Below are 18,234 nucleotides of genomic sequence, written 5' to 3'. Positions count from 1 at the left end.
GGCAGGGAGAGGCGGCGTTCCGCCGGCGTCACGCGCGGCAGGCCGGGCAGCGGCCGTGGGCCTCAATGGTGGTGTGGTCGATCACATAGCCGGCCGCGGCGGCGGCGCGGTTCAGACTGACTGCCTGTTCGCCGGTCACCTCCTGGGTAGCGCCGCAACAGTCGCAGATGAGGAAGGCGGCGGCGTGTACGGGGTCGCCGTCAGCTTCGGGCTCGGCGCAGGCGACATAGGCACTGATGGAGGCGATACGGTGGGCGAGGCCCCGGCGCTCCAGAAACTCCAGCGCCCGATAGACAGTGGGCGGCTTGGCGGCCTGCCCGTCCTCGCGGAAACGGGCGATCAGATCATAGGCCTTCATCGGCTCGCCGGATTCGACCAGCAGTTCCAGGACGCGCCGCCGGGGGGCGGTCAGACGCTCGCCGTCGGCCTGACAGCGAGCATCGGCCACGGCGATGCGCTGCTGCACCGAGGCCGCGTCGGGCGGGGCCGTGTCGTGATCGTGGTCGCAGGCGTGTCCCATGGTCTCCCACAGCTAGCGATGCGAGGGCCCGGTCGCAACCGGGCTTGACGGTATGTGATGTTATCTCATAACACTTTGGCAACCGAGTAGCTTGCGTCTTCCCCGAGGTATCCATGTCCATCCGTTCGTCCCGCCTGGCCGGCGCTGCCCGCGCCGCCCTGCTGACCGCCCTCATCCTGCCGGTGGCGACGCCTGTGCTCGCCCAGGCGGCCGGACAGGACCCGGAGGCGACCGGGCGCACGACGCAACTGGATGACATCATCGTCACGGGCGCCCCGTTCGGCATCAGCGCCGAAGCCAGCCTGATTGCCGTCGATGTTCTGGACGAGGAGGCGCTGGTGACGGCGCCGTCGGGCACCTTGGGCGATGTGCTGAGCGGTCTGCCGGGCGTGCGGTCGACGGCCTTCTCTCCGGGCGCCAGCCGACCGGTGATCCGGGGCCTCGCCGGACCGCGGGTGCAGGTGCTGACCAATGGCATGGGCCTGATCGACGCCAGTTCCCTGTCGCCCGATCACCAGGTCGCCGCCGATCCGGGCGAGGCCGTGCGGATCGAGGTCCTGCGGGGACCCCAGACCCTGGCCTTTGGCGGGTCGGCCATCGGGGGCGTGGTTAATGTGATCGACGGCCGTATCCCGGAAGAGGCGCCTCTCGATGGCTTCGACGGCCGGGTGACGGCCCAGGCCTCCAGCGTCGACGACGGCCGCTCCATCGGGGCCGGCGTGACCATCGGGCAGGGCCCCTGGGTGATGACGTTCGACGGCATGGATCACCGAAGCCGCGACTATGACATCCCCGTCCCGGCCGAATCGCGCCGCCAGGTCGAGGACGAGGGCGAGGTCTATGAGGACACCGGCGGCACCACGGTCGAGAACAGCGCCTCGCATGTGCGCGCCTTTGGTACCGGCCTGAGCTACATCGCCGATCAGGGCTTCCTCGGGGTGTCGGTCAAGCGGACCGAGAGCGACTATGGCGTGCCGGGCCACGCGCACGAGGATCACGGGGGCGGCGCCACCCCTCCGGAAGAAGAGGAAGAGGTCACCATCGGGCTGGAACAGACCCGTTACGACCTGCGCGGCGAGTGGCGGTTCGTCGATGCTCCGGTCGACCGCGTGCGCCTCTCGGTCGGCTATGCCGACTACACCCACACCGAGTTCGAGGGAGAGGAGATCGGCACGGTCTTTACCTCCGAGGGTCTTGAGGGCCGGCTGGAAGTGGTCATGCCGCGCCGGGGCGGCTGGAACGCCGCCTATGGTGTGCAGGGGCTGAGCCGCGACTTCGATGCCGCCGGGGACGAGGCCTATGTGCCGCCGGTCGCGATCACCGAACTCGGCGTTTACACCCTGCATCGCTACGACCGGGACGACTGGGGGCTGGAAGGCGGCCTGCGGTTCGACACCCGGGATCTGGACAGCCCGGTCGGCGGACAACGGGACTTCTCTAATGTGTCAGCCTCGGCGGGCGCCTATTTCAAGCCGGTCGACTCGCTGTTCCTGGGCCTGTCGCTGGCCCGCAACGGCCGGGCGCCGACCGAGGCGGAACTGTTCGCCGAGGGCCCGCACGTGGCCACGCGCGCCTTTGAGGTCGGCGATGGCGATCTGGACTCCGAGAAGGTCACCTCGATCGAGGCGACCGTGCACTGGGAACAGGGCCCCTGGACCGCCGACATGCACCTGTTCCGGGCCGACTACGACGGCTTCATCGACCTGCGCCCGACCGGCGCCGAAGAAGACGGGCTGCCGGTCTTCGCCTATGTCCAGACGGACGCCGAATTCCACGGGCTGGAGAGCAAGCTGGACTATCGGGCCTGGGAGTCGGGCGAGGACGGCCTGACCCTCGGGCTGGGCTATGACTATGTGCGGGGCGACACGGACCTTGGCGCCCCGGCCCGCATCCCGCCGTGGGCCCTGAACGCCCGGGCCGAGCTGGATCTCGGGCCGTGGACCACGCGTCTCAGCGTACGCAAGGTCGGCGATCAGGACCGGGTGACCGACTTCGAGCTGCCGACCGATGGCTATACGACGGCCGATCTCTATCTGGGCTGGAGCCCGGATCGCGAGCAGGGCCTGACCCTCTACGTCGAGGGGCGGAACCTGACGGACGAGGAGGTGCGCGAGCACACCTCGTTCCTGAAGGACCTGACGCCTCTGCCGGGCCGCAACCTGCGCGCGGGCATGGCCTGGCGGTTCTGACACGGGCAGAATTCCCGTCGGGGGCGGGCCGGTTTGCCGCTCGCCCCGGCATGGGCTAGAAGGCGCGACCTTCTTTCCTTCGTTCCAATCCCAGAGCCTTCATGACCGACACAACCTCTCCGCAAACCGGCACCATGTCCGGCGAACTTGCCGGTACCGTCCTGTTCTACGGCAAGCCCGAGCCCCTGTCGGCCGAGACGCATGGCAACCTGGGCATCAATCCGTCGGACAAGCCCTATGCCTTCGTGGCGCAGTCGAACATCGTGCCGCTGACGGTCACCGAGTTCGCGCCGGCGGCCCTGTCCTTCCCGGTCATCTTCGTCGGCGACAACCGCCAGCCGGTGGCCGTGCTGGGCCTGCGTCAGGGTGAGAACATGTTTGTCGAGGACGGCGCCTTCCGTCCCGACGCCTACATCCCCGCCTATGTGCGCCGCTATCCCTTCGTCTTCGCCAATGACGAGGCCCAGAAGCGCCTGATCCTGTGCGTCGACCGCCAGGCTCCGTTCCTGGCCGAAGGCGGCCAGCAGCCGCTGTTCAAGGACGGCCAGCCGAGCGAGTTCACCCAGCAGGCCATGGAGTTCTGCAACAATTTCGAGCAGGAGCGCGTGCGCACCGAATCGTTCGTCAAGCTGCTGCAGGATCTGGACCTGCTGGACGTGCGCGAGGCGACCTTCACGCCGCGCGGCCCGAACGGTGAGCCCGGCCAGCCCCAGAAGATCGCCGAATACTATGCCGTGTCGGAAGACAAGCTGAAGGCCCTGCCGGCCGACAAGCTGGTCGAGCTGCGCGACAACGGCGCTCTCGGCCAGATCTACAGCCACCTGACCTCGCTGCTGGGCTGGGATCGTCTGATCGCCCTGACCTTCCAGCGCGCGGCCCAGCAACCGGCTGCCGCCAACGCCTGATCGTCCTTCTGACGAATGACCCGACGCCCGGCCTGCGGTTCGCAGGCCGGGCGTTTTCGTATGGAGATGGCGAAAATCCCCGCCGGGCTGACGCAGCGTCACGCAAGAAAGCCTGATAGGTTTCGGCAAAACGAAACGAACGGGGAGCCGATGCGCGATCTGGAGACTTTTCGGGCCGAAGTCAGGACCTGGCTGGAGGCCAACTGCCCGCCCGAGGTGCGCGGACCCATCGAATCCGAGAGCGCGGCCATCTGGGGCGGGCGCAAGGCGGTCTTTGCCACACCGGCCCACAAGGCCTGGCTGAAGGCCATGGGCGACAAGGGCTGGACCGCGCCGGAGTGGCCCGCTGAATACGGCGGCGGCGGTCTGTCGCGCGAGGAGGCCAAGGTGCTGGCGTCCGAGCTGCGCCGCATCGACGCCCAGCCCGCCTTGATGAGCTTCGGCATCTGGATGCTGGGGCCGGCCCTGCTGAAGTTCGGCACCGAAGAGCAGAAGAAGCGCTTCCTGCCCGAGATCGTGCGCGGCGAAATCCGCTGGTGCCAGGGCTATTCAGAGCCGGGGGCCGGCTCTGACCTCGCCGGTCTCCAGACACGGGCCGAGGACCGCGGCGATCACTGGATCGTCAATGGCCAGAAGGTCTGGACCTCCTATGCGGACAAGGCCGACTGGATCTTCTGTCTGGTGCGGACCGATCCGGATGCGCCCAAGCATCTGGGCATTTCCTTCGTGCTCTTCGACATGGACACGCCCGGCGTCTCGACCCGGCCGATCACCCTGATCTCGGGCAAGAGCCCCTTCTGCGAGACCTTCTTCGACGACGTGCGGGTCGAGAAGGAGAACCTTGTCGGGACGCTGAACCGCGGCTGGGACGTGGCCAAATACCTGCTGGCGCACGAGCGCACCATGATCGGCGCCATGGGCGAGGTCGGCGGCGGGCGCCCCCTGGGCCAGGTGGCGACCAGCTCCATCGGCACCGACGACGAAGGCCGGCTGGACGATCCCATGCTGCGGGCGCGGATCGCGGAACTGGAAGTCGACGCCGCCGCTTTCCGGCTCGCGCTGGAGCGGACCGGAGACCAGATGAAGGCCGGGCAGGCCCATCCGGCCATCGCCTCCATGCTGAAATACTACGGGTCAGAGCTGAACAAGCGCCGCCACGAACTGCTGATGGCGGCGGGCGGGATCGACGCGCTGGAGTGGGAGGGAGAGCGTTCGCACGACGGCGCCATGGCCCGCGACTGGCTGCGCACCAAGGCCAATTCCATCGAAGGCGGCACCAGCGAGATTCAGCTGAACATCATCGCCAAACACCTGCTTCAGCTGCCGGGAGCCTGACGCCATGCCGCTGATCCTGACCGAAGAACAGGCCATGCTGAAGGAGGCTGCGGACGGCTTCCTCCGCGAGAATGCCCCGCTGTCCCACCTGCGCAAGCTGCGCGACAGCCGCGATGCGGACGGGGTGTCGCGCGAGCTGTGGCGCGCTTTTGGCGAAATGGGCCTGGCCGGCGTCATCATTCCCGAGGCGCACGGTGGCGCCGGGCTGGGGGCCGTCGAGGCGGGCGTCGTGGCCGAAAGCCTGGGGCGTACCCTGACACCTTCGCCCTTCATGGGCTCGGCCGTGCTGTCGGCGCGGGTGCTGGTCGACGGCGGATCGGACGCCCAGCAGGCCGCCTGGCTGCCCCGGATCGCGGCAGGTGAGGCGATCGTGTCGCTGGCCGTCGACGAGGGGGCCAAACATGCGCCGTCCCGGATCACCACCACGGCCGAGCGCTCGGGCAACGGTTTCCGCCTGAATGGCGCCAAGGCCATGGTGCTGGACGGCCACGTCGCCGACGCCCTGATCGTCGCGGCCCTGACCGAAAACGGTCTGACCCTGTTCCTGGTCGATCCCGGGGCTGCGGGGCTTGAGGTCGAGCGGACCGTCATGGTCGACGCCCACAATGCCGCGCGCCTGACGCTGACGGATGTCGAGGTCGATGCCGATGCGGTGATCGGCGAGGTCGACGGCGGCGAGGGTCTGCTGGAGGGGGCGCTCAACCTCGGCCGGGCCTGCGCGGCGTCCAGCCTGACGGGGGCCGGGGATCAGGCCTTTCAGATCACCATGGAGTATCTGAAGACCCGCAAACAGTTCGGCCGCGCCATCGGCGAGTTCCAGGCCCTGCAGCACCGGGCCGCCCACCTGTTCAGCGAGCTGGAGATCGCCCGCGCGGCCGCGCTGGGAGCCCTGCAGAAGCTGGATGCCGGAGATGAGGCCGCGCCGCTGGCGGTGGCCGTCGCCAAGGCCAAGGCCGGCCGCGTCGCCGAGCTGGCAGTGCAGGAAGCCGTGCAGATGCACGGCGGCGTCGGCATGACGGATGAGTTCGACGTCGGCCTGTTCATGAAGCGGGTGCGGGTGCTGAACGAGCTGCTGGGCGATTCCGGCTTCCATCAGGAAGCGGTGGCGCGCAGCCAGGGGTTCTGACACCCTGAAGACATGCTCAGTGTCGCCCTGACCCTTGCTGCACTTCAGGACCCGCAGGTCGTCGATGGTGTCATCGTCCGACCGCAATGGGTCGAGGGGCCCACGGTCGAGCAGCTGACGCCGGACCGCGGTCGCGATCCCCGAACCGACTACACGCCGGTCGGCGAAGTTCGCCTGGGGTGCGTCGTGGTCGCGGAAGGTCGTGTCGACGACTGCGTGATCATCGCGCAACCGACACAGTATCCCGAGCTCGGTGCCATCGCCCTTGGCGCCGTCCGGTCCCTCAGACATGCTGACCGGCTCGAAAATGGAGCCCCGTCTGCCGGCATGCCCGTGGTCGTCAGCTTTCGCTGGTCCCTGCCTGCGGACTGAGCGGGGGTAGTGCCGGGCGCCCGGCGACGCTACATCTCCCGGCAAGGGAGAAACGCACCATGACGCGATCCAACGCGCCCACCTATATGCCGGGCTTTGGCAATCACTTCTCGACCGAGGCGGTGCCGGGCGCCCTGCCGGTCGGGCAGAACTCGCCGCAGAAGACGCCGCTGGGGCTCTATGCCGAGCAGCTGTCGGGCACGGCCTTTACCGCCCCGCGCACCGAGAACCGCCGCAGCTGGCTGTATCGCCTGCGGCCGTCGGCCCAGCATCCTGCCTATCAGAAGATCGACCGGGGCCTGATCCGGTCCGGACCGTTCGACGAGGTGCCGCCCAATCCCAACCGCATGCGCTGGAACCCGCTTCCGGTCCCTGAAGCGCCGACCGACTGGGTCGAGGGACTGGTGACCTATGCCGGCAACGGGGATCCGGACACCGACGCCGGGATCGGCATCCATCTGTATGCCGCCAATCGGTCGATGACCGACCGCGTCTTTTATTCGGCCGACGGCGAGCTGCTGATCGTGCCCCAGCAGGGGGCACACCGGTTCGTGACCGAGTTCGGCATTGTCGAGGCCGGGCCGGGCCATGTCGTGCTGATCCCGCGCGGGGTGCGGTTCCGGGTCGAGCTGGACGGCGCGTCCCGGGGCTATATCTGCGAGAACTACGGGGCGGCGTTCCGCATTCCGGACCTCGGCCCGATCGGCGCCAACGGTCTGGCCAATCCGCGTGACTTCGAGACGCCGGTCGCGGCCTTCGAGGATGTGGATCGCCCGACCGAGTGCATTCAGAAATATGGCGGCGAGCTGTGGACCACGACCTTCGACCACAGTCCGCTGGATGTGGTGGCCTGGCACGGCAACTATGCCCCCTGTCGCTATGACACGGCGCGGTTCAACACCATCAACACGGTCAGCTACGACCATCCGGACCCGTCGATCTTCACGGTGCTGACCAGCCCTTCGGATACCCCCGGGACGGCCAACTGTGACTTTGTTATCTTCCCGCCGCGCTGGATGGTGGCCGAGGGCACCTTCCGCCCGCCGTGGTTCCACCGGAACGTCATGAGCGAATTCATGGGGCTGGTGACCGGGGCCTATGACGCCAAGGCCGACGGCTTTGCCCCGGGCGGCGCGTCGCTGCACAACCGGATGAGCGGGCACGGGCCGGATCAGGCGACCTATGAGGCCGCGGTGGCCGCCGACCTGAAGCCCCACAAGATTGACGGCACTCTCGCCTTCATGTTCGAGACCCGGGCCCCGATCCGCGTCACGAAATGGGCGGAATCCAGTCCCCTGATGCAGCTGGACTATGATGACTGCTGGTCCGGCTTCGAAAAGGGCCGGGTCTGACGCCTCAGGGAGTGACAACGATGAGCCGGATGACGCGCATGGCCGGAGTGCTGGCCGGGGTGGTTCTGCTGGCAGGGCCCGGACTGGCCTCATGCATGGGGCAACCGATGACGCCGGAGCAGCGGGCCGAGGCCGACTGTTCCGCCCGCGGAGGCAAGATGCAGCGCGTCGGTCGCCTGCAGAGCCTGCAGTGCGTGATCCAGTATTCCGACGCGGGCAAGACCTGTCGGGATGCGGCGGACTGTCAGGGCGATTGTCGGGTGCCGGGCAATGTGATTGTGGACGACGGCCGCGCGGTGGACGGCCAGTGCACGGCCGATTCCAACCGCTTCGGTTGCTACACCCGGGTCGAGAACGGGCGGGCGACGGCCGCCATCTGCGTTGACTGACAGCCGGCACGCACGAATGAAAACCGGCCGGAGATCGCTCTCCGGCCGGTTTGTCATGTCAGCCTGTGACAGGGCCTCCGGAGAGGCCCCGCGACCGGATCAGTAGCGGATCCGCAGGGTCATGCCGTAGGTGCGCGGGGCACCCAGGAAGGCATCGATGGTCTGGGTGTCCAGCGCCGGGTTGTAGAAGGTCCCGTTCGGCTGGACGGTCGACTGGAACGCCGAGCCTTGCAGCGGGGCGTTATAGGCGACCTGGATGTATTCCTCGTCCGTCAGGTTCTGGGCCCAGATGTCCAGCATCCAGCGCTCGTCTTCCGTGCCGATCGAGATCCGGCCGTTCACCATGGTGAAGGCGTCCTGCTGCTTGGTGGGCAGCAGGTCGGAGCCGGTGTTGTAGTCGCTCATATATTTGGCCGACAGGGCGAAGCCGCCGCGCAGACCGCCACCGAGGCTACGGTCGAAGTTTAGCGAGGCCGAACCCGACCATTCCGGAGCGAACGAGGCCGTGGCGCCCGGCAGCAGCGACAGCTGCGGGAAGTTCGCCGGATTGGCCAGGTCCGCCGCGACGAAGTCACCGTACTGCGACTCGGTGTAGGTCACGCCGCCCGAGAAGGTCAGGCCCTCGATGGGCGAGAACCACAGGAAGTCGGCGTCGACACCGCGCGAGGTCAGCTCGGGGATGGATTCCACCACGAAGGCGGTGCCCAGGAAGGTGTTGAGCTGGAAGTCCTCGAAGGTCTGGTCGAAGTAGGTGGCGTTCAGCAGCAGGGTGCGGTTCAGCAGGGTCATCTTGACCCCCGCCTCATAGCTGTCGACCACTTCCGACGGGAACAGCAGGCTGGCGGTCGGGGTGATGCCCGATTGCACGCGGTCCAGGTTGTAGCCGAAGCTCTTGTAGCCGCGGGCGTACGACACATAGGCCATGACCGAGTCGTTGAGACGGTACGAGGCCTTGATGGTGCCGCTCAGTTCGCTGTCGTCGAAGGATTCCGACACCGTGCGGTTGTTGAAGGCGGCGTTCGACCAGGGCAGGCAGAAGTTCCCGAGGATGGTCGAGGCGCCGGCGCCCAGAACAGTGCCGATGGCACCGGCATTGGCCAGGGCACGGGCGCAGGTGGTGCCGTTGCCATTGACGTTCATCTGCTGACCGTCGACGGACTTTTCGTCCATCGTGTAGCGCAGGCCCAGGGTGATATCGAACTGGTCGGTCACCCGGAAGGTGTTGTTGGTGAACAGGGCGATCGAGGTCGATTCCTGCTCATAGGTGTCGGCATAGCCGGCGCCGACCGTGAAGCCGATGCCGCCCGTATTGCCCACGGCTCCGCCGGTGCCGAGGCAGGATTGCAGGCCAAGGGCCGTCTGCGCCGTCGCGGTGAAGCAGGGGATGATCGACGGGCTGACCGGGATCAGCGGGTTGGCGCGATTGAGGCTGGCGCTGAGCAGCAGCGACAGGAACGGCGTGTAGTCGGCGCCATAGTTCCAGGCGTCGGCCCGCGTGATGTCTTCCTGGGTGGCGAAGAAGCCGACCAGCCAGTCCAGACGGTCGGTCGAACCGGCCAGGCGGAACTCCTGGGTCAGGTTTTCGACGCCATAGCCGTACTCGCCGTCATCGAAGCGATAGGCGATGTCGGCACCGGTGTAGTCGATGTCCTGGCCCTGGTCGCCGGTCCACTTCCGCCACGACGTCAGCGACGTCAGGGTGGCGTTCATCGACGGCATGTCGAAGTTGGCTTCCAGCGAGACGCCGCGATCCTCGATGCGCTGGCCGGTGCCGCGGTTGGCATAGGCCAGACGCGAGAAGGGCACCGGGCCGAAGCCGGTGGCCGGCGGGGTCTGGCCCGTTCCGGTCGAGAGCAGGTCGACAAACGGATAGGTCGGGCCGACCCGGGTCTGGACGCCCACGCAGCAGTATTCGTCGCGCGACGAATAGTCAGCGATGAAGCGGAACGAGGCCGTATCAGACGGCAGCCACAGCAGCTGGCCACGGACGGTCCAGAAATCCTTGTTGGCGTCGTCGGTCTGGGTGCGCGGGCCGTCGCCGGTGTCGACTTCATAGAAGCCGTCACGCTCGCTGACGCCGGCATAGAGGCGCATGGCCAGGGTGTCGCTCAGCGGGCCGGTGACCGAGCCGCTGAGCGACCGGGCGCCGTAGTTGCCGACGGTGATATCGGCATTGTAGCCCGGGGTGAACGAGGGCTGCTCGGTGATGATGTTGATGACGCCGGCCGAGGTGTTCTTGCCGAACAGGGTGCCTTGCGGGCCCTTCAGCACCTCGATGCGCTGCAGTTCGCCCAGGTCGCCGAAGCCGACCGAGTTCCGCGAGCGGTAGACGCCGTCGATCACCACGCCGACCGAGCTTTCGAGGCCGGGGTTGTCACCCACGGTGCCGACGCCGCGGATACGGGCGGTGGTTGAGGTTTCCGACGAGGTCGAGGTGACCGTCATGCCGGGGGTGAGGATCTGCAGATCCTTGATGTCGCTGACGCCCGCGTCCTGCAGGGTTTCCTGCGACAGGGTCGTGACCACGATCGGCACGTCCTGCAGGTTCTGCTCACGCTTCTGGGCGGTGACGATGATGTCGTCGACGGTGGTTTCCTGTGCCGAGGCGATCCCGGCGAAACCGAACGTCACGGCACCGACGACGGCGGCGGACGCGGTGGTACGAAGAAGGGTAGTGAGGCGCATGCTGGCTCCCGGCTTGATGCCCGACGGGGCTTTGGCCGCCGAGCCGTTTCCTGATCCCGTGGATCTGCCCTTCTGCGGGGCGAGGATCCTCCGACCCTTGGGGTAATCCAAGCCGGAGCCAGCGACAAGGCAAACGCCCTGTCGCTGCCGGGTTTTGGCCGTGTGGTGGACCTGACTGTGACGCAAAAGCGACAGAAACCGGTGACCCTACGTCAATATTCGTCTAATGATTGACAGTATCCGGGGTGGCTTCGGCCAATTCCTTGCGTTTCCGGATGCGGGCCGCCGCATTCAGCACCAGACAGCCGGCGAGAGCTGACAGGATGGAACCACCCAGAACGCCCAGCTTCACCTCGGTCTGGGCGACGGAGTCGATATCCCCGGGGAAGGCCAGAATCCCGATGAACAGGCTCATGGTGAAGCCCAGGCCGCACAACAGGGCGACGCCATAGAGCTCAAGCCAGGTCGACCGCGTGGGCTTGGCGCCGATCTTGAGCCAGGCCGCCAGGCGGGCGGCGCCGAACACGCCGATCTGCTTGCCGATGAACAGGCCCAATGCAATGCCGACCACCAGAGGGGCGAACGCCTGTTCCAGCGACAGGCCCTGGAAGGAGACGCCCGCCTTGGCGAAGGCGAACAGGGGCAGGACGAGGAAGGCCACATAGGGGTGGAGGTCATGCATGGCCTCCTTAAGCGGGCTCTGGTTGTCCTCGCGGCGCGGGCGGACGGGCACGATCATGGCAAAGGCCACGGCCGTCAGCGAGGTCGACAGGCCGGACTCGACCGTCAGGTACCAGACGGCAAGGAAGCCGAGGACCCAAAACGGCGCAGCGATCTTCATCCTCTGTGCCCAGACCGCGCCGATCGCCAGCAGGCCGGCGGCCCACAGCAGCGGCATGACCACGATCTCGCGGCTGAACAGGATGGCGATCAGGGCGATGGCGCCCAGGTCGTCCACGATGGCCAGCGTCAGCAGGAAAATGCGGAGCGACGGCGGCAGTCCCCGCGCCACCATGGCGAAGACTGCGAGCGCAAAGGCGATGTCGGTGGCCAGCGGGATGGGCCATCCGCCCGTGGGGGCGCCCAGCACACCCACGACTGCCATATAGACGAGGGCCGGGCCGACCATGCCGCCCAGCGCCGCAATGATGGGCGTCGCCAATTTCCTGGGATCGCTGAGTTCACCGCGCAGGATTTCGTATTTGATCTCGAGTCCGACGACGAGGAAGAAGACCGCCATCAGGCCTTCCTTGATCCAGGTCGAAATCTGCTCTTCCAGCCGGATCGGGCCGATCTGGACGACGTGATAGCTCTTGAGCCAGGCGAAATAGTCCGCCGACCACCAGGAATTGGCCACGATCAGGGCCGCCAGCGCCGCGATGCCGAGCACGGCCCCCGACGCGGTCTCGGTTCTCAGGAAGTCGAGCGTGTTCTTACGCGCCATCAGGCTCTCCGCTTCTCGCTACAGATCTTTGCGTGGCGACCGGTTGTCGACGGTTGCCGGACCGGGTTCACCTGACCGCGAGGGGCAGGCGCCGGCCAGACTCCTTCGGCCGCGACCGGGTGGAGCCTGATGCGTGACCCTACCTATACGGTCCGAGGAGCCGCGTTCAAGCCATTTGGGCTTGTTTGAGGGCAGGGGGCGGCGCATCTGCGGGGCATGCCCGTCGATCCTGCGTACCAGCCCGCTCCCCGTTTCCATGCCCTGGGCGACGAATTCTTTGATCCCGTGCGCGCCGCCGACCTGCCGTTGAAGGCTGTGCGTTTCCGCAATGATGCGGCGGCCGCGACTGTCGGTCTGCCGGGTCTGAGTGAAGCCGAATGGCGGGCGCATTTCGGACGGTTCGAGCCCCTGCCGGGACAGCCGGGCCCGCTGGCCATGCGCTACCACGGCCACCAGTTCCGCACCTACAACCCCGACCTGGGCGACGGGCGGGGCTTTCTGGCGGCCCAACTGATAGACGATCAGGGGCGGCTCATGGACCTGGGCACCAAGGGCTCGGGCCAGACCCCATGGTCACGCGGCGCCGACGGGCGACTGACGCTGAAGGGCGGGATGCGCGAGGTGCTGGCCGCCGAAATGCTGGAGTCACTCGGCGTGCCGACCAGCCGCGCCCTGTCGCTGATCGAGACGGAGGAGGCGCTGGAACGCGGCGACGAGCCCTCGCCGACGCGGGCCGCCGTGCTGGTGCGGCTGTCGCACAGCCATATTCGCTTCGGCACCTTCCAGCGGACCGCCTATCTGGAGCGCCCCGATCTGACGGCGGCCCTGGCCGAGCACGCGCGGGCGAACTATCATCCGACCGTCGCCGAGGGCGATGTGCCGGCCCTGATGGAGGCCGTGGTCGCGGCCTCGGCCCGCCTGACGGCCCGCTGGGTGGCGGCGGGCTTTGTCCATGGCGTGCTTAACACCGACAATCTGAACGTCACGGGCGAGAGCTTCGACTACGGGCCCTGGCGGTTCCTGCCCCACTATGAGCCCGGTTTCACCGCCGCCTATTTCGACCGGTTCGGCCTCTACGCCTTTGCCCGACAGCCCGAGGCAGTGTTCTGGGCTCTGACCCAACTGGGCGGCGCGCTGAAGCCGATTGCCGAGGTCGAGCCCCTGACGGCGGCGCTCAACACCTTCGGGCCCCGCTACATCGCCGAACTGCGGGTCGCCTTCCTCGAGCGGCTGGGGGTGAAGTCTTTGGGCGAGGCGGCCGACCAGCGGCTGGTCGACACCACTCTTGCCCTCCTGCGCGAGGGCGGTGAGGCCCTGCGGTGGGAGCCGCTGTTCCACGACTGGTTCTGTGGCTTCTCCTCATCCGAACGGGCGCTGCGGGGGCCGCGGGCGCGCCTGTATCAGGGCGAGGCCTTCGACGCGTTCCGCTTTGCCCTGTTCGAACACGAACCGGACCGACCCGAGCGCCTGGCGCATCCCGTCTTTGCGGCGGCCGAGCCCGAGGAAATGCTGATCGACGAGGTCGAGACCCTGTGGACCGCGATCGACCAGGGCGACGACTGGTCGCCGTTCCACGCCAGGATCGACAGGCTGAGGGCGGCCCGCGCGGCCCGGCAAGGTTAACCGCCCGGAAAGCCCGTCGGGATTACACATCTGTATGGATACGGCCACGCTTTGGCCGTGGACCCGGCGCAGAAGGCGATCACGGATGGTTACGCTCACGCTTCGCACCCTTGCGGGACAGGCTCGCCGTTCCGACATCGACACTGTTACCAATAAAGCGAAGCCCCTCCCCGGGCCAAAGACAATGCACTCTCGGACCTATCCCACGGCGCAGGCGCGCCTGAACGCCAGCTATCTGAACCTGACCCTGTGGACCCTGCAGGGCTGGGTCGCGATGTTCTTCATCGCGGCCGGCTACGCCAAGCTGACCGAACCGCTCACCACCCTGACCGCCCTGATGGGCTGGCCGCAGTATGTGCCGTTCGACCTCGTGCGGGGCGTGGGTCTGGCCGAGGTCGTTCTGGCGCTCATGGTGCTGACGCCTCTGATCAGCTGGAAGATCGGACGTCCCCTGCTGGTCGTCGCGGCGGCGGGCCTGCTCGTCCTCCAGACGGTCATGATGAGCGTGCACATCGTGATGGGTGACGTCAGCCATACGGTCGTCAATCTGGCCCTGATCCTGGCGACTGCGCCGGTGCTGTGGTTCCGGATGCGCGAGGCTTGCCCGCTCCGCTAGGCGCCCTTCGCCCGGCAACGGTCCGAGCAGAATTTCACCTGATCCCAGTCGCGCGCCCATTTGCGGCGCCAGCTGAACGGACGGCCACAGGCCGGGCAGACCTTTTCCGGAAGGTCTGCCTTTGCCGTGCCCCGGTCATTGACATGACGTCGCGTCATCAAAAAGCTTCCCTTTACGTGCGCGTCAAGTTATGACGCGGGCATGGCCAGTGCCGACGATCATCGCACCTATTCCATCCGCCAGCTGTGCCGTGAATTCGGCGCGACCGCGCGGGCCCTGCGTTTCTATGAGGACAAGGGCCTGCTTACGCCGGCGCGCAAGGGCCAGACCCGCGTCTATTCGGCGCGCGACCGGGCGCGGCTGAAGCTGATCCTGCGGGGACGCCGCATCGGCTTCTCGCTGCAGGAGATCCAGGAGATGCTGGATCTGTATGACCACAACGACCACAACGTGCACCAGATGGCGGTCGCCCTGCGGCGCCATCGCGCCCAGATCGAGGCCCTGAAGCAGCAGCGGATGGATCTCGACGAGGCCATCGCCACGGCCGAGGAAGCCTGCCGGGTGATGGAGCAGCGGCTGGGCCAGTATCGGCCCGACCTGTTGCCCGGCGCCGACGAATACGCCAGCCTGCTGAAGGCCCGCCTTAACCCCGACCACGGAGCTGTGCCGCCCGCGCACAGTCTTCACACCCCCCTTGCCCATTCCCAGAAGCCGAGAGTCTGACCCATGGCCTACAAGGCGCCTGTCCGCGACCTGACCTTTGTGCTGAACGAAGTGCTCGAGATCGACCGCTATTCCAACCAGACCGGATTTGCCGAGGTCAGCTCCGATCTCGTCCAGCAGATCCTCGAGGAAGGCGCCAAATTCGCCGAGGAGGTCATCGCCCCGCTGAACAAGGTCGGCGATCAGGAAGGCTGCAAGTGGGATAACGGCAAGGTCACCGGCCCGACGGGCTGGAAGGAAGCCTATCAGCAGATGGTCGAGGCCGGCTGGCCCGGCCTGTCCTCCGATCCGGAGTTCGGCGGTCAGGGCATGCCGGCCATCGTGGGCATGGCGTTCGGTCAGTTCACGGCGGCGGCCTCGCCGGCGTTCTCGATGTATCCGGGCCTGACCCACGGCTGCTACGAGGCGCTGCACGCCAACGGCTCGGACGCACAGAAGGCCACCTATCTGCCCAAGCTGGCGACCGGCGAATGGGGCGGCACCATGAACCTGACCGAGCCGCAGTGCGGCACGGACCTCGGCCTGATCCGCACCAAGGCGGTGCCGAACGGCGACGGCAGCTACAACATCACCGGCCAGAAGATCTGGATCTCGTCGGGCGAGCACGATTTTACCGACAACATCATCCATCTGGTGCTGGCCCGCATCGAGGGCGCGCCGGCGGGCATCAAGGGCATCAGCCTGTTCGTCGTGCCGAAATTCTTCGTCAATGAGGACGGCTCGGTCGGTGACCGCAACGAGGGCGTCCAGTGCGCCGGCCTCGAGCACAAGATGGGCATCCACGGCAACGCCACCTGCGTGATGTCTTACGAGAACGCGAAGGGCTGGCTGGTCGGCACCGAGAACAAGGGCATGGCGGCCATGTTCGTCATGATGAATGAGGCGCGTCTGGGCACCGGCCTGCAGGGTCACTCGATCGGCACCGCCGCCTATCAGGCCGCCGTCGAATTCGCCCGCGACCGCCTGCAGGGCCGGTCGCTGACCGGGCCGAAGAATGCCGACGGTCCGGCCGATCCGATCATCGTCCACCCCGACGTGCGGCGCATGCTGCTGGAAGCCAAGGCCTATGTCGAAGGCGGCCAGGCCTTCATCCTGTGGACCGCGCTGCAGGCCGACCTGCAGAAGTCGGACGATGAGGCGACCGCGCAAAAGGCCCGCGACTACATGGGCCTGATCACGCCGGTGGTGAAGGCCTTCCTGACCGACCGCGGTTTCCACGTGGCCTCGCTGGCCATGCAGGTGCATGGCGGCTCGGGCTATACGGAACACTTCCCCGCCAGCCAGTATCTGCGCGATGCGCGCATCACCATGATCTACGAGGGCACCAACGGCGTGCAGGCCCTCGACCTCGTGGGCCGCAAGCTGCCGGCCAACGGCGGCCGTGCGGTCATGACCTGGTTCGGCGAGATCGACGCCTTCGTGTCGGACAATGCCGGCAACGAGGCCGTCAAACCCTTCATCGACGGACTGGCCGACGCCAAGAAGAAGCTGCAGGAAGCCACCATGTGGCTGATGCAGAACGGCATGCAGAACCCGGACAACGCGGGTGCCGCCTCGACCGACTATCTGCACATCTTCGGACTGACGGCCATGGCCTATGTCTGGGCCCAGATGGCGATCACCGCGCAGAAGGCCATCGACGGCGGATCGGACGATCCCTTCTACGCCACCAAGCTGCAGACCGGCCGCTACTTCGTCGAGCGCATCCTGCCCGACGCCGGCTCGCACCTGGCCAAGCTGAAGACCGGAGCCGAGGTCCTGATGCAGATGCCGGCGGAGGCGTTCTGATCATGAACATCCTCAACGCCCCCGACCCCGATTTCATGCAGGAAGAAGAGATCACCCTCTTCTCCGACTCCGTCGGCAAGTGGATCGACGAGCATGCGCCTCCGGAAAAGGTGCAGGAATGGATCGCCAATTCTTCGGTCCCGCGCGAGCTGTGGACCCAGGCGGGTGAAGCGGGCCTGCTGGGCCTGTCGATGCCCGAGGAAGACGGCGGCATGGGCGGCGACTATCGCCACGAGGTCGTGCTGATGCGTCAGCTGGGCTGGAAGGGTGCGGACCATTTCGGCATCTCGCTGCACAACGCCATCGTCGCCCCCTACATCTGGCACTATGGCACCGACGAACAGAAGGCCCGCTGGCTGCCGAAGCTGGCCTCGGGCGAACTGGTCGGCGCCATTGCCATGACCGAGCCGGGCGCCGGATCCGATCTTCAGGGCGTCAAGACGACTGCCATCAAACAGGGCAACCAGTATGTGGTAAACGGGTCCAAGACCTTCATCACCAACGGTCAGCTGGCGAACTTCATCATTGTGGTGGCCAAGACCGATCCGTCGGAAGGCGCCAGGGGCACCAGCCTGATCGTGGTCGAGACCGACGGGGCCGAAGGCTTCGAGCGCGGGCGGAACCTCCACAAGATCGGCATGGAGGGCAACGACACCTCCGAGCTGTTCTTCAACGATGTGAAGGTACCGGGCGAGAACATCATCGGCGGCGTCGAGGGCCAGGGCTTCGTCCAGCTGATGCAGCAGCTGCCGCAGGAGCGCCTGAACATCGCCGTCCAGGGCGTGGCCGCCGCCGAGCGGGGCCTGTCCGAGACCATCGCCTACGTCAAGGAACGCAAGGCGTTCGGCAAGCGGGTCATCGACTTCCAGAACACCCAGTTCAAGCTGGCCGAGGTCAAGACCAAGCTGACGGTGGCCAAGGTGTTCGTCGACCACTGCATGGGCCTGCACCTGCAGGGCAAGCTGGATGCGGCGACGGCATCGATGGCTAAATACTGGGTGACCGACATCCAGGGCGAGACCATCGATGAGATGCTCCAGCTGCACGGCGGCTATGGCTATATGAACGAATATCCGATCGCCCAGCTGTACAAGGACGCCCGCGTCCAGCGCATCTATGGCGGCACGAACGAGATCATGAAGCTGCTGATCGCCCGGACGCTTTAGG

The 18,234-nt window shown here is 66.9% G+C and carries 16 protein-coding genes; 12 read left to right on the top strand and 4 right to left on the bottom strand.

What is annotated here, in order from left to right; genetic code table 11:
• Window positions 1-28: 28 nt before the first annotated feature.
• Complete coding sequence (locus LC068_RS08645; RefSeq protein WP_226636357.1) at window positions 29-520, bottom strand: Fur family transcriptional regulator; 492 nt, start codon at window positions 518-520, stop codon at window positions 29-31.
• A 113-nt stretch (window positions 521-633) separates the two neighbouring features.
• Between LC068_RS08645 and LC068_RS08640 the strand changes: the two genes are divergently transcribed.
• The 7 genes from LC068_RS08640 (at window position 634) to LC068_RS08610 (ending at window position 8,188) form a co-directional block, all read left to right on the top strand.
• Window positions 634-2,709, top strand: a complete 2,076-nt coding sequence (locus LC068_RS08640; protein WP_226636356.1) for a TonB-dependent receptor — start codon at window positions 634-636, stop codon at window positions 2,707-2,709.
• Between the two features lie 101 nt (window positions 2,710-2,810).
• On the top strand, window positions 2,811-3,614 hold the full coding sequence (locus LC068_RS08635) for a SapC family protein (protein ID WP_226636354.1): 804 nt from the start codon (window positions 2,811-2,813) through the stop codon (window positions 3,612-3,614).
• Between the two features lie 150 nt (window positions 3,615-3,764).
• On the top strand, window positions 3,765-4,949 hold the full coding sequence (locus LC068_RS08630) for an acyl-CoA dehydrogenase family protein (protein ID WP_226636351.1): 1,185 nt from the start codon (window positions 3,765-3,767) through the stop codon (window positions 4,947-4,949).
• Window positions 4,950-4,953: 4 nt separating this feature from the next.
• Window positions 4,954-6,075, top strand: coding sequence for an acyl-CoA dehydrogenase family protein (locus tag LC068_RS08625; RefSeq protein WP_226636349.1), 1,122 nt, complete (start codon window positions 4,954-4,956; stop codon window positions 6,073-6,075).
• Between the two features lie 12 nt (window positions 6,076-6,087).
• On the top strand, window positions 6,088-6,447 hold the full coding sequence (locus LC068_RS08620; protein WP_226636347.1) for an energy transducer TonB: 360 nt from the start codon (window positions 6,088-6,090) through the stop codon (window positions 6,445-6,447).
• Between the two features lie 59 nt (window positions 6,448-6,506).
• Window positions 6,507-7,799, top strand: a complete 1,293-nt coding sequence (hmgA, locus tag LC068_RS08615; RefSeq protein ID WP_226636345.1) for a homogentisate 1,2-dioxygenase — start codon at window positions 6,507-6,509, stop codon at window positions 7,797-7,799.
• Window positions 7,800-7,819: 20 nt separating this feature from the next.
• The gene (locus LC068_RS08610; RefSeq protein ID WP_226636343.1) at window positions 7,820-8,188 is read left to right on the top strand and encodes a hypothetical protein; all 369 of its coding nucleotides are present in this window, start codon (window positions 7,820-7,822) and stop codon (window positions 8,186-8,188) included.
• Window positions 8,189-8,287: 99 nt separating this feature from the next.
• On the opposite strand, the gene LC068_RS08605 is transcribed toward LC068_RS08610, so the two are convergent.
• Window positions 8,288-10,873: a TonB-dependent receptor gene (locus tag LC068_RS08605; RefSeq protein WP_226636341.1), complete on the bottom strand. Its 2,586-nt coding sequence runs from the start codon at window positions 10,871-10,873 to the stop codon at window positions 8,288-8,290.
• Between the two features lie 223 nt (window positions 10,874-11,096).
• A complete protein-coding gene (nhaA, locus tag LC068_RS08600) occupies window positions 11,097-12,317 on the bottom strand; it encodes a Na+/H+ antiporter NhaA (protein WP_226636339.1) in 1,221 nt (406 codons plus the stop codon).
• Between the two features lie 216 nt (window positions 12,318-12,533).
• On the opposite strand from nhaA, the gene LC068_RS08595 reads away from it, so the two are divergent.
• Together LC068_RS08595 and LC068_RS08590 are read left to right on the top strand one after the other, a co-directional pair.
• Window positions 12,534-13,940 carry a protein adenylyltransferase SelO family protein gene (locus tag LC068_RS08595; protein ID WP_226636337.1) on the top strand — a complete coding sequence of 469 codons (1,407 nt, stop codon included), beginning with the start codon at window positions 12,534-12,536 and terminating at the stop codon, window positions 13,938-13,940.
• 184 nt (window positions 13,941-14,124) lie between these two features.
• Window positions 14,125-14,556: a DoxX family protein gene (locus LC068_RS08590; RefSeq protein WP_226636335.1), complete on the top strand. Its 432-nt coding sequence runs from the start codon at window positions 14,125-14,127 to the stop codon at window positions 14,554-14,556.
• On the opposite strand, the gene LC068_RS08585 is transcribed toward LC068_RS08590, so the two are convergent.
• Window positions 14,553-14,714: a DUF2256 domain-containing protein gene (locus LC068_RS08585; protein ID WP_209119689.1), complete on the bottom strand. Its 162-nt coding sequence runs from the start codon at window positions 14,712-14,714 to the stop codon at window positions 14,553-14,555. The genes LC068_RS08590 and LC068_RS08585 overlap by 4 nt on opposite strands.
• Before the next feature lie 43 nt (window positions 14,715-14,757).
• Between LC068_RS08585 and LC068_RS08580 the strand changes: the two genes are divergently transcribed.
• From LC068_RS08580 to LC068_RS08570, 3 genes are read left to right on the top strand one after another with little or no spacing between them, the layout of a single operon-like run.
• Window positions 14,758-15,279: a MerR family transcriptional regulator gene (locus LC068_RS08580; RefSeq protein ID WP_226636333.1), complete on the top strand. Its 522-nt coding sequence runs from the start codon at window positions 14,758-14,760 to the stop codon at window positions 15,277-15,279.
• 3 nt (window positions 15,280-15,282) lie between these two features.
• Entirely contained in the window at window positions 15,283-17,067 is a 1,785-nt protein-coding gene (locus LC068_RS08575; RefSeq protein ID WP_226636331.1) for an acyl-CoA dehydrogenase C-terminal domain-containing protein, read from the top strand.
• A 2-nt stretch (window positions 17,068-17,069) separates the two neighbouring features.
• Window positions 17,070-18,233 (top strand): acyl-CoA dehydrogenase family protein, encoded by a 1,164-nt coding sequence (locus tag LC068_RS08570; protein ID WP_226636329.1) that lies wholly within the window; start codon window positions 17,070-17,072, stop codon window positions 18,231-18,233.
• Window position 18,234: the final 1 nt, after the last annotated feature.

The sequence above is a fragment of the Brevundimonas poindexterae genome, from assembly GCF_020524625.1.
Taxonomy (GTDB): Bacteria; Pseudomonadota; Alphaproteobacteria; order Caulobacterales; family Caulobacteraceae; genus Brevundimonas; species Brevundimonas poindexterae_A.
The sequence above is the reverse complement of the archived record's forward strand: the minus strand, read 5'-3'. Positions and strand labels throughout refer to the sequence as shown.

Coding starts and splice junctions, on each gene's coding strand:
- LC068_RS08645 (WP_226636357.1), bottom strand. CDS start 520: ATGGGACACGCCTGCGACCACGATCACGACACGGCCCCGCCCGACGCG.
- LC068_RS08640 (WP_226636356.1), top strand. CDS start 634: ATGTCCATCCGTTCGTCCCGCCTGGCCGGCGCTGCCCGCGCCGCCCTG.
- LC068_RS08635 (WP_226636354.1), top strand. CDS start 2,811: ATGACCGACACAACCTCTCCGCAAACCGGCACCATGTCCGGCGAACTT.
- LC068_RS08630 (WP_226636351.1), top strand. CDS start 3,765: ATGCGCGATCTGGAGACTTTTCGGGCCGAAGTCAGGACCTGGCTGGAG.
- LC068_RS08625 (WP_226636349.1), top strand. CDS start 4,954: ATGCCGCTGATCCTGACCGAAGAACAGGCCATGCTGAAGGAGGCTGCG.
- LC068_RS08620 (WP_226636347.1), top strand. CDS start 6,088: ATGCTCAGTGTCGCCCTGACCCTTGCTGCACTTCAGGACCCGCAGGTC.
- hmgA (WP_226636345.1), top strand. CDS start 6,507: ATGACGCGATCCAACGCGCCCACCTATATGCCGGGCTTTGGCAATCAC.
- LC068_RS08610 (WP_226636343.1), top strand. CDS start 7,820: ATGAGCCGGATGACGCGCATGGCCGGAGTGCTGGCCGGGGTGGTTCTG.
- LC068_RS08605 (WP_226636341.1), bottom strand. CDS start 10,873: ATGCGCCTCACTACCCTTCTTCGTACCACCGCGTCCGCCGCCGTCGTC.
- nhaA (WP_226636339.1), bottom strand. CDS start 12,317: ATGGCGCGTAAGAACACGCTCGACTTCCTGAGAACCGAGACCGCGTCG.
- LC068_RS08595 (WP_226636337.1), top strand. CDS start 12,534: ATGCCCGTCGATCCTGCGTACCAGCCCGCTCCCCGTTTCCATGCCCTG.
- LC068_RS08590 (WP_226636335.1), top strand. CDS start 14,125: ATGCACTCTCGGACCTATCCCACGGCGCAGGCGCGCCTGAACGCCAGC.
- LC068_RS08585 (WP_209119689.1), bottom strand. CDS start 14,714: ATGACGCGACGTCATGTCAATGACCGGGGCACGGCAAAGGCAGACCTT.
- LC068_RS08580 (WP_226636333.1), top strand. CDS start 14,758: ATGGCCAGTGCCGACGATCATCGCACCTATTCCATCCGCCAGCTGTGC.
- LC068_RS08575 (WP_226636331.1), top strand. CDS start 15,283: ATGGCCTACAAGGCGCCTGTCCGCGACCTGACCTTTGTGCTGAACGAA.
- LC068_RS08570 (WP_226636329.1), top strand. CDS start 17,070: ATGAACATCCTCAACGCCCCCGACCCCGATTTCATGCAGGAAGAAGAG.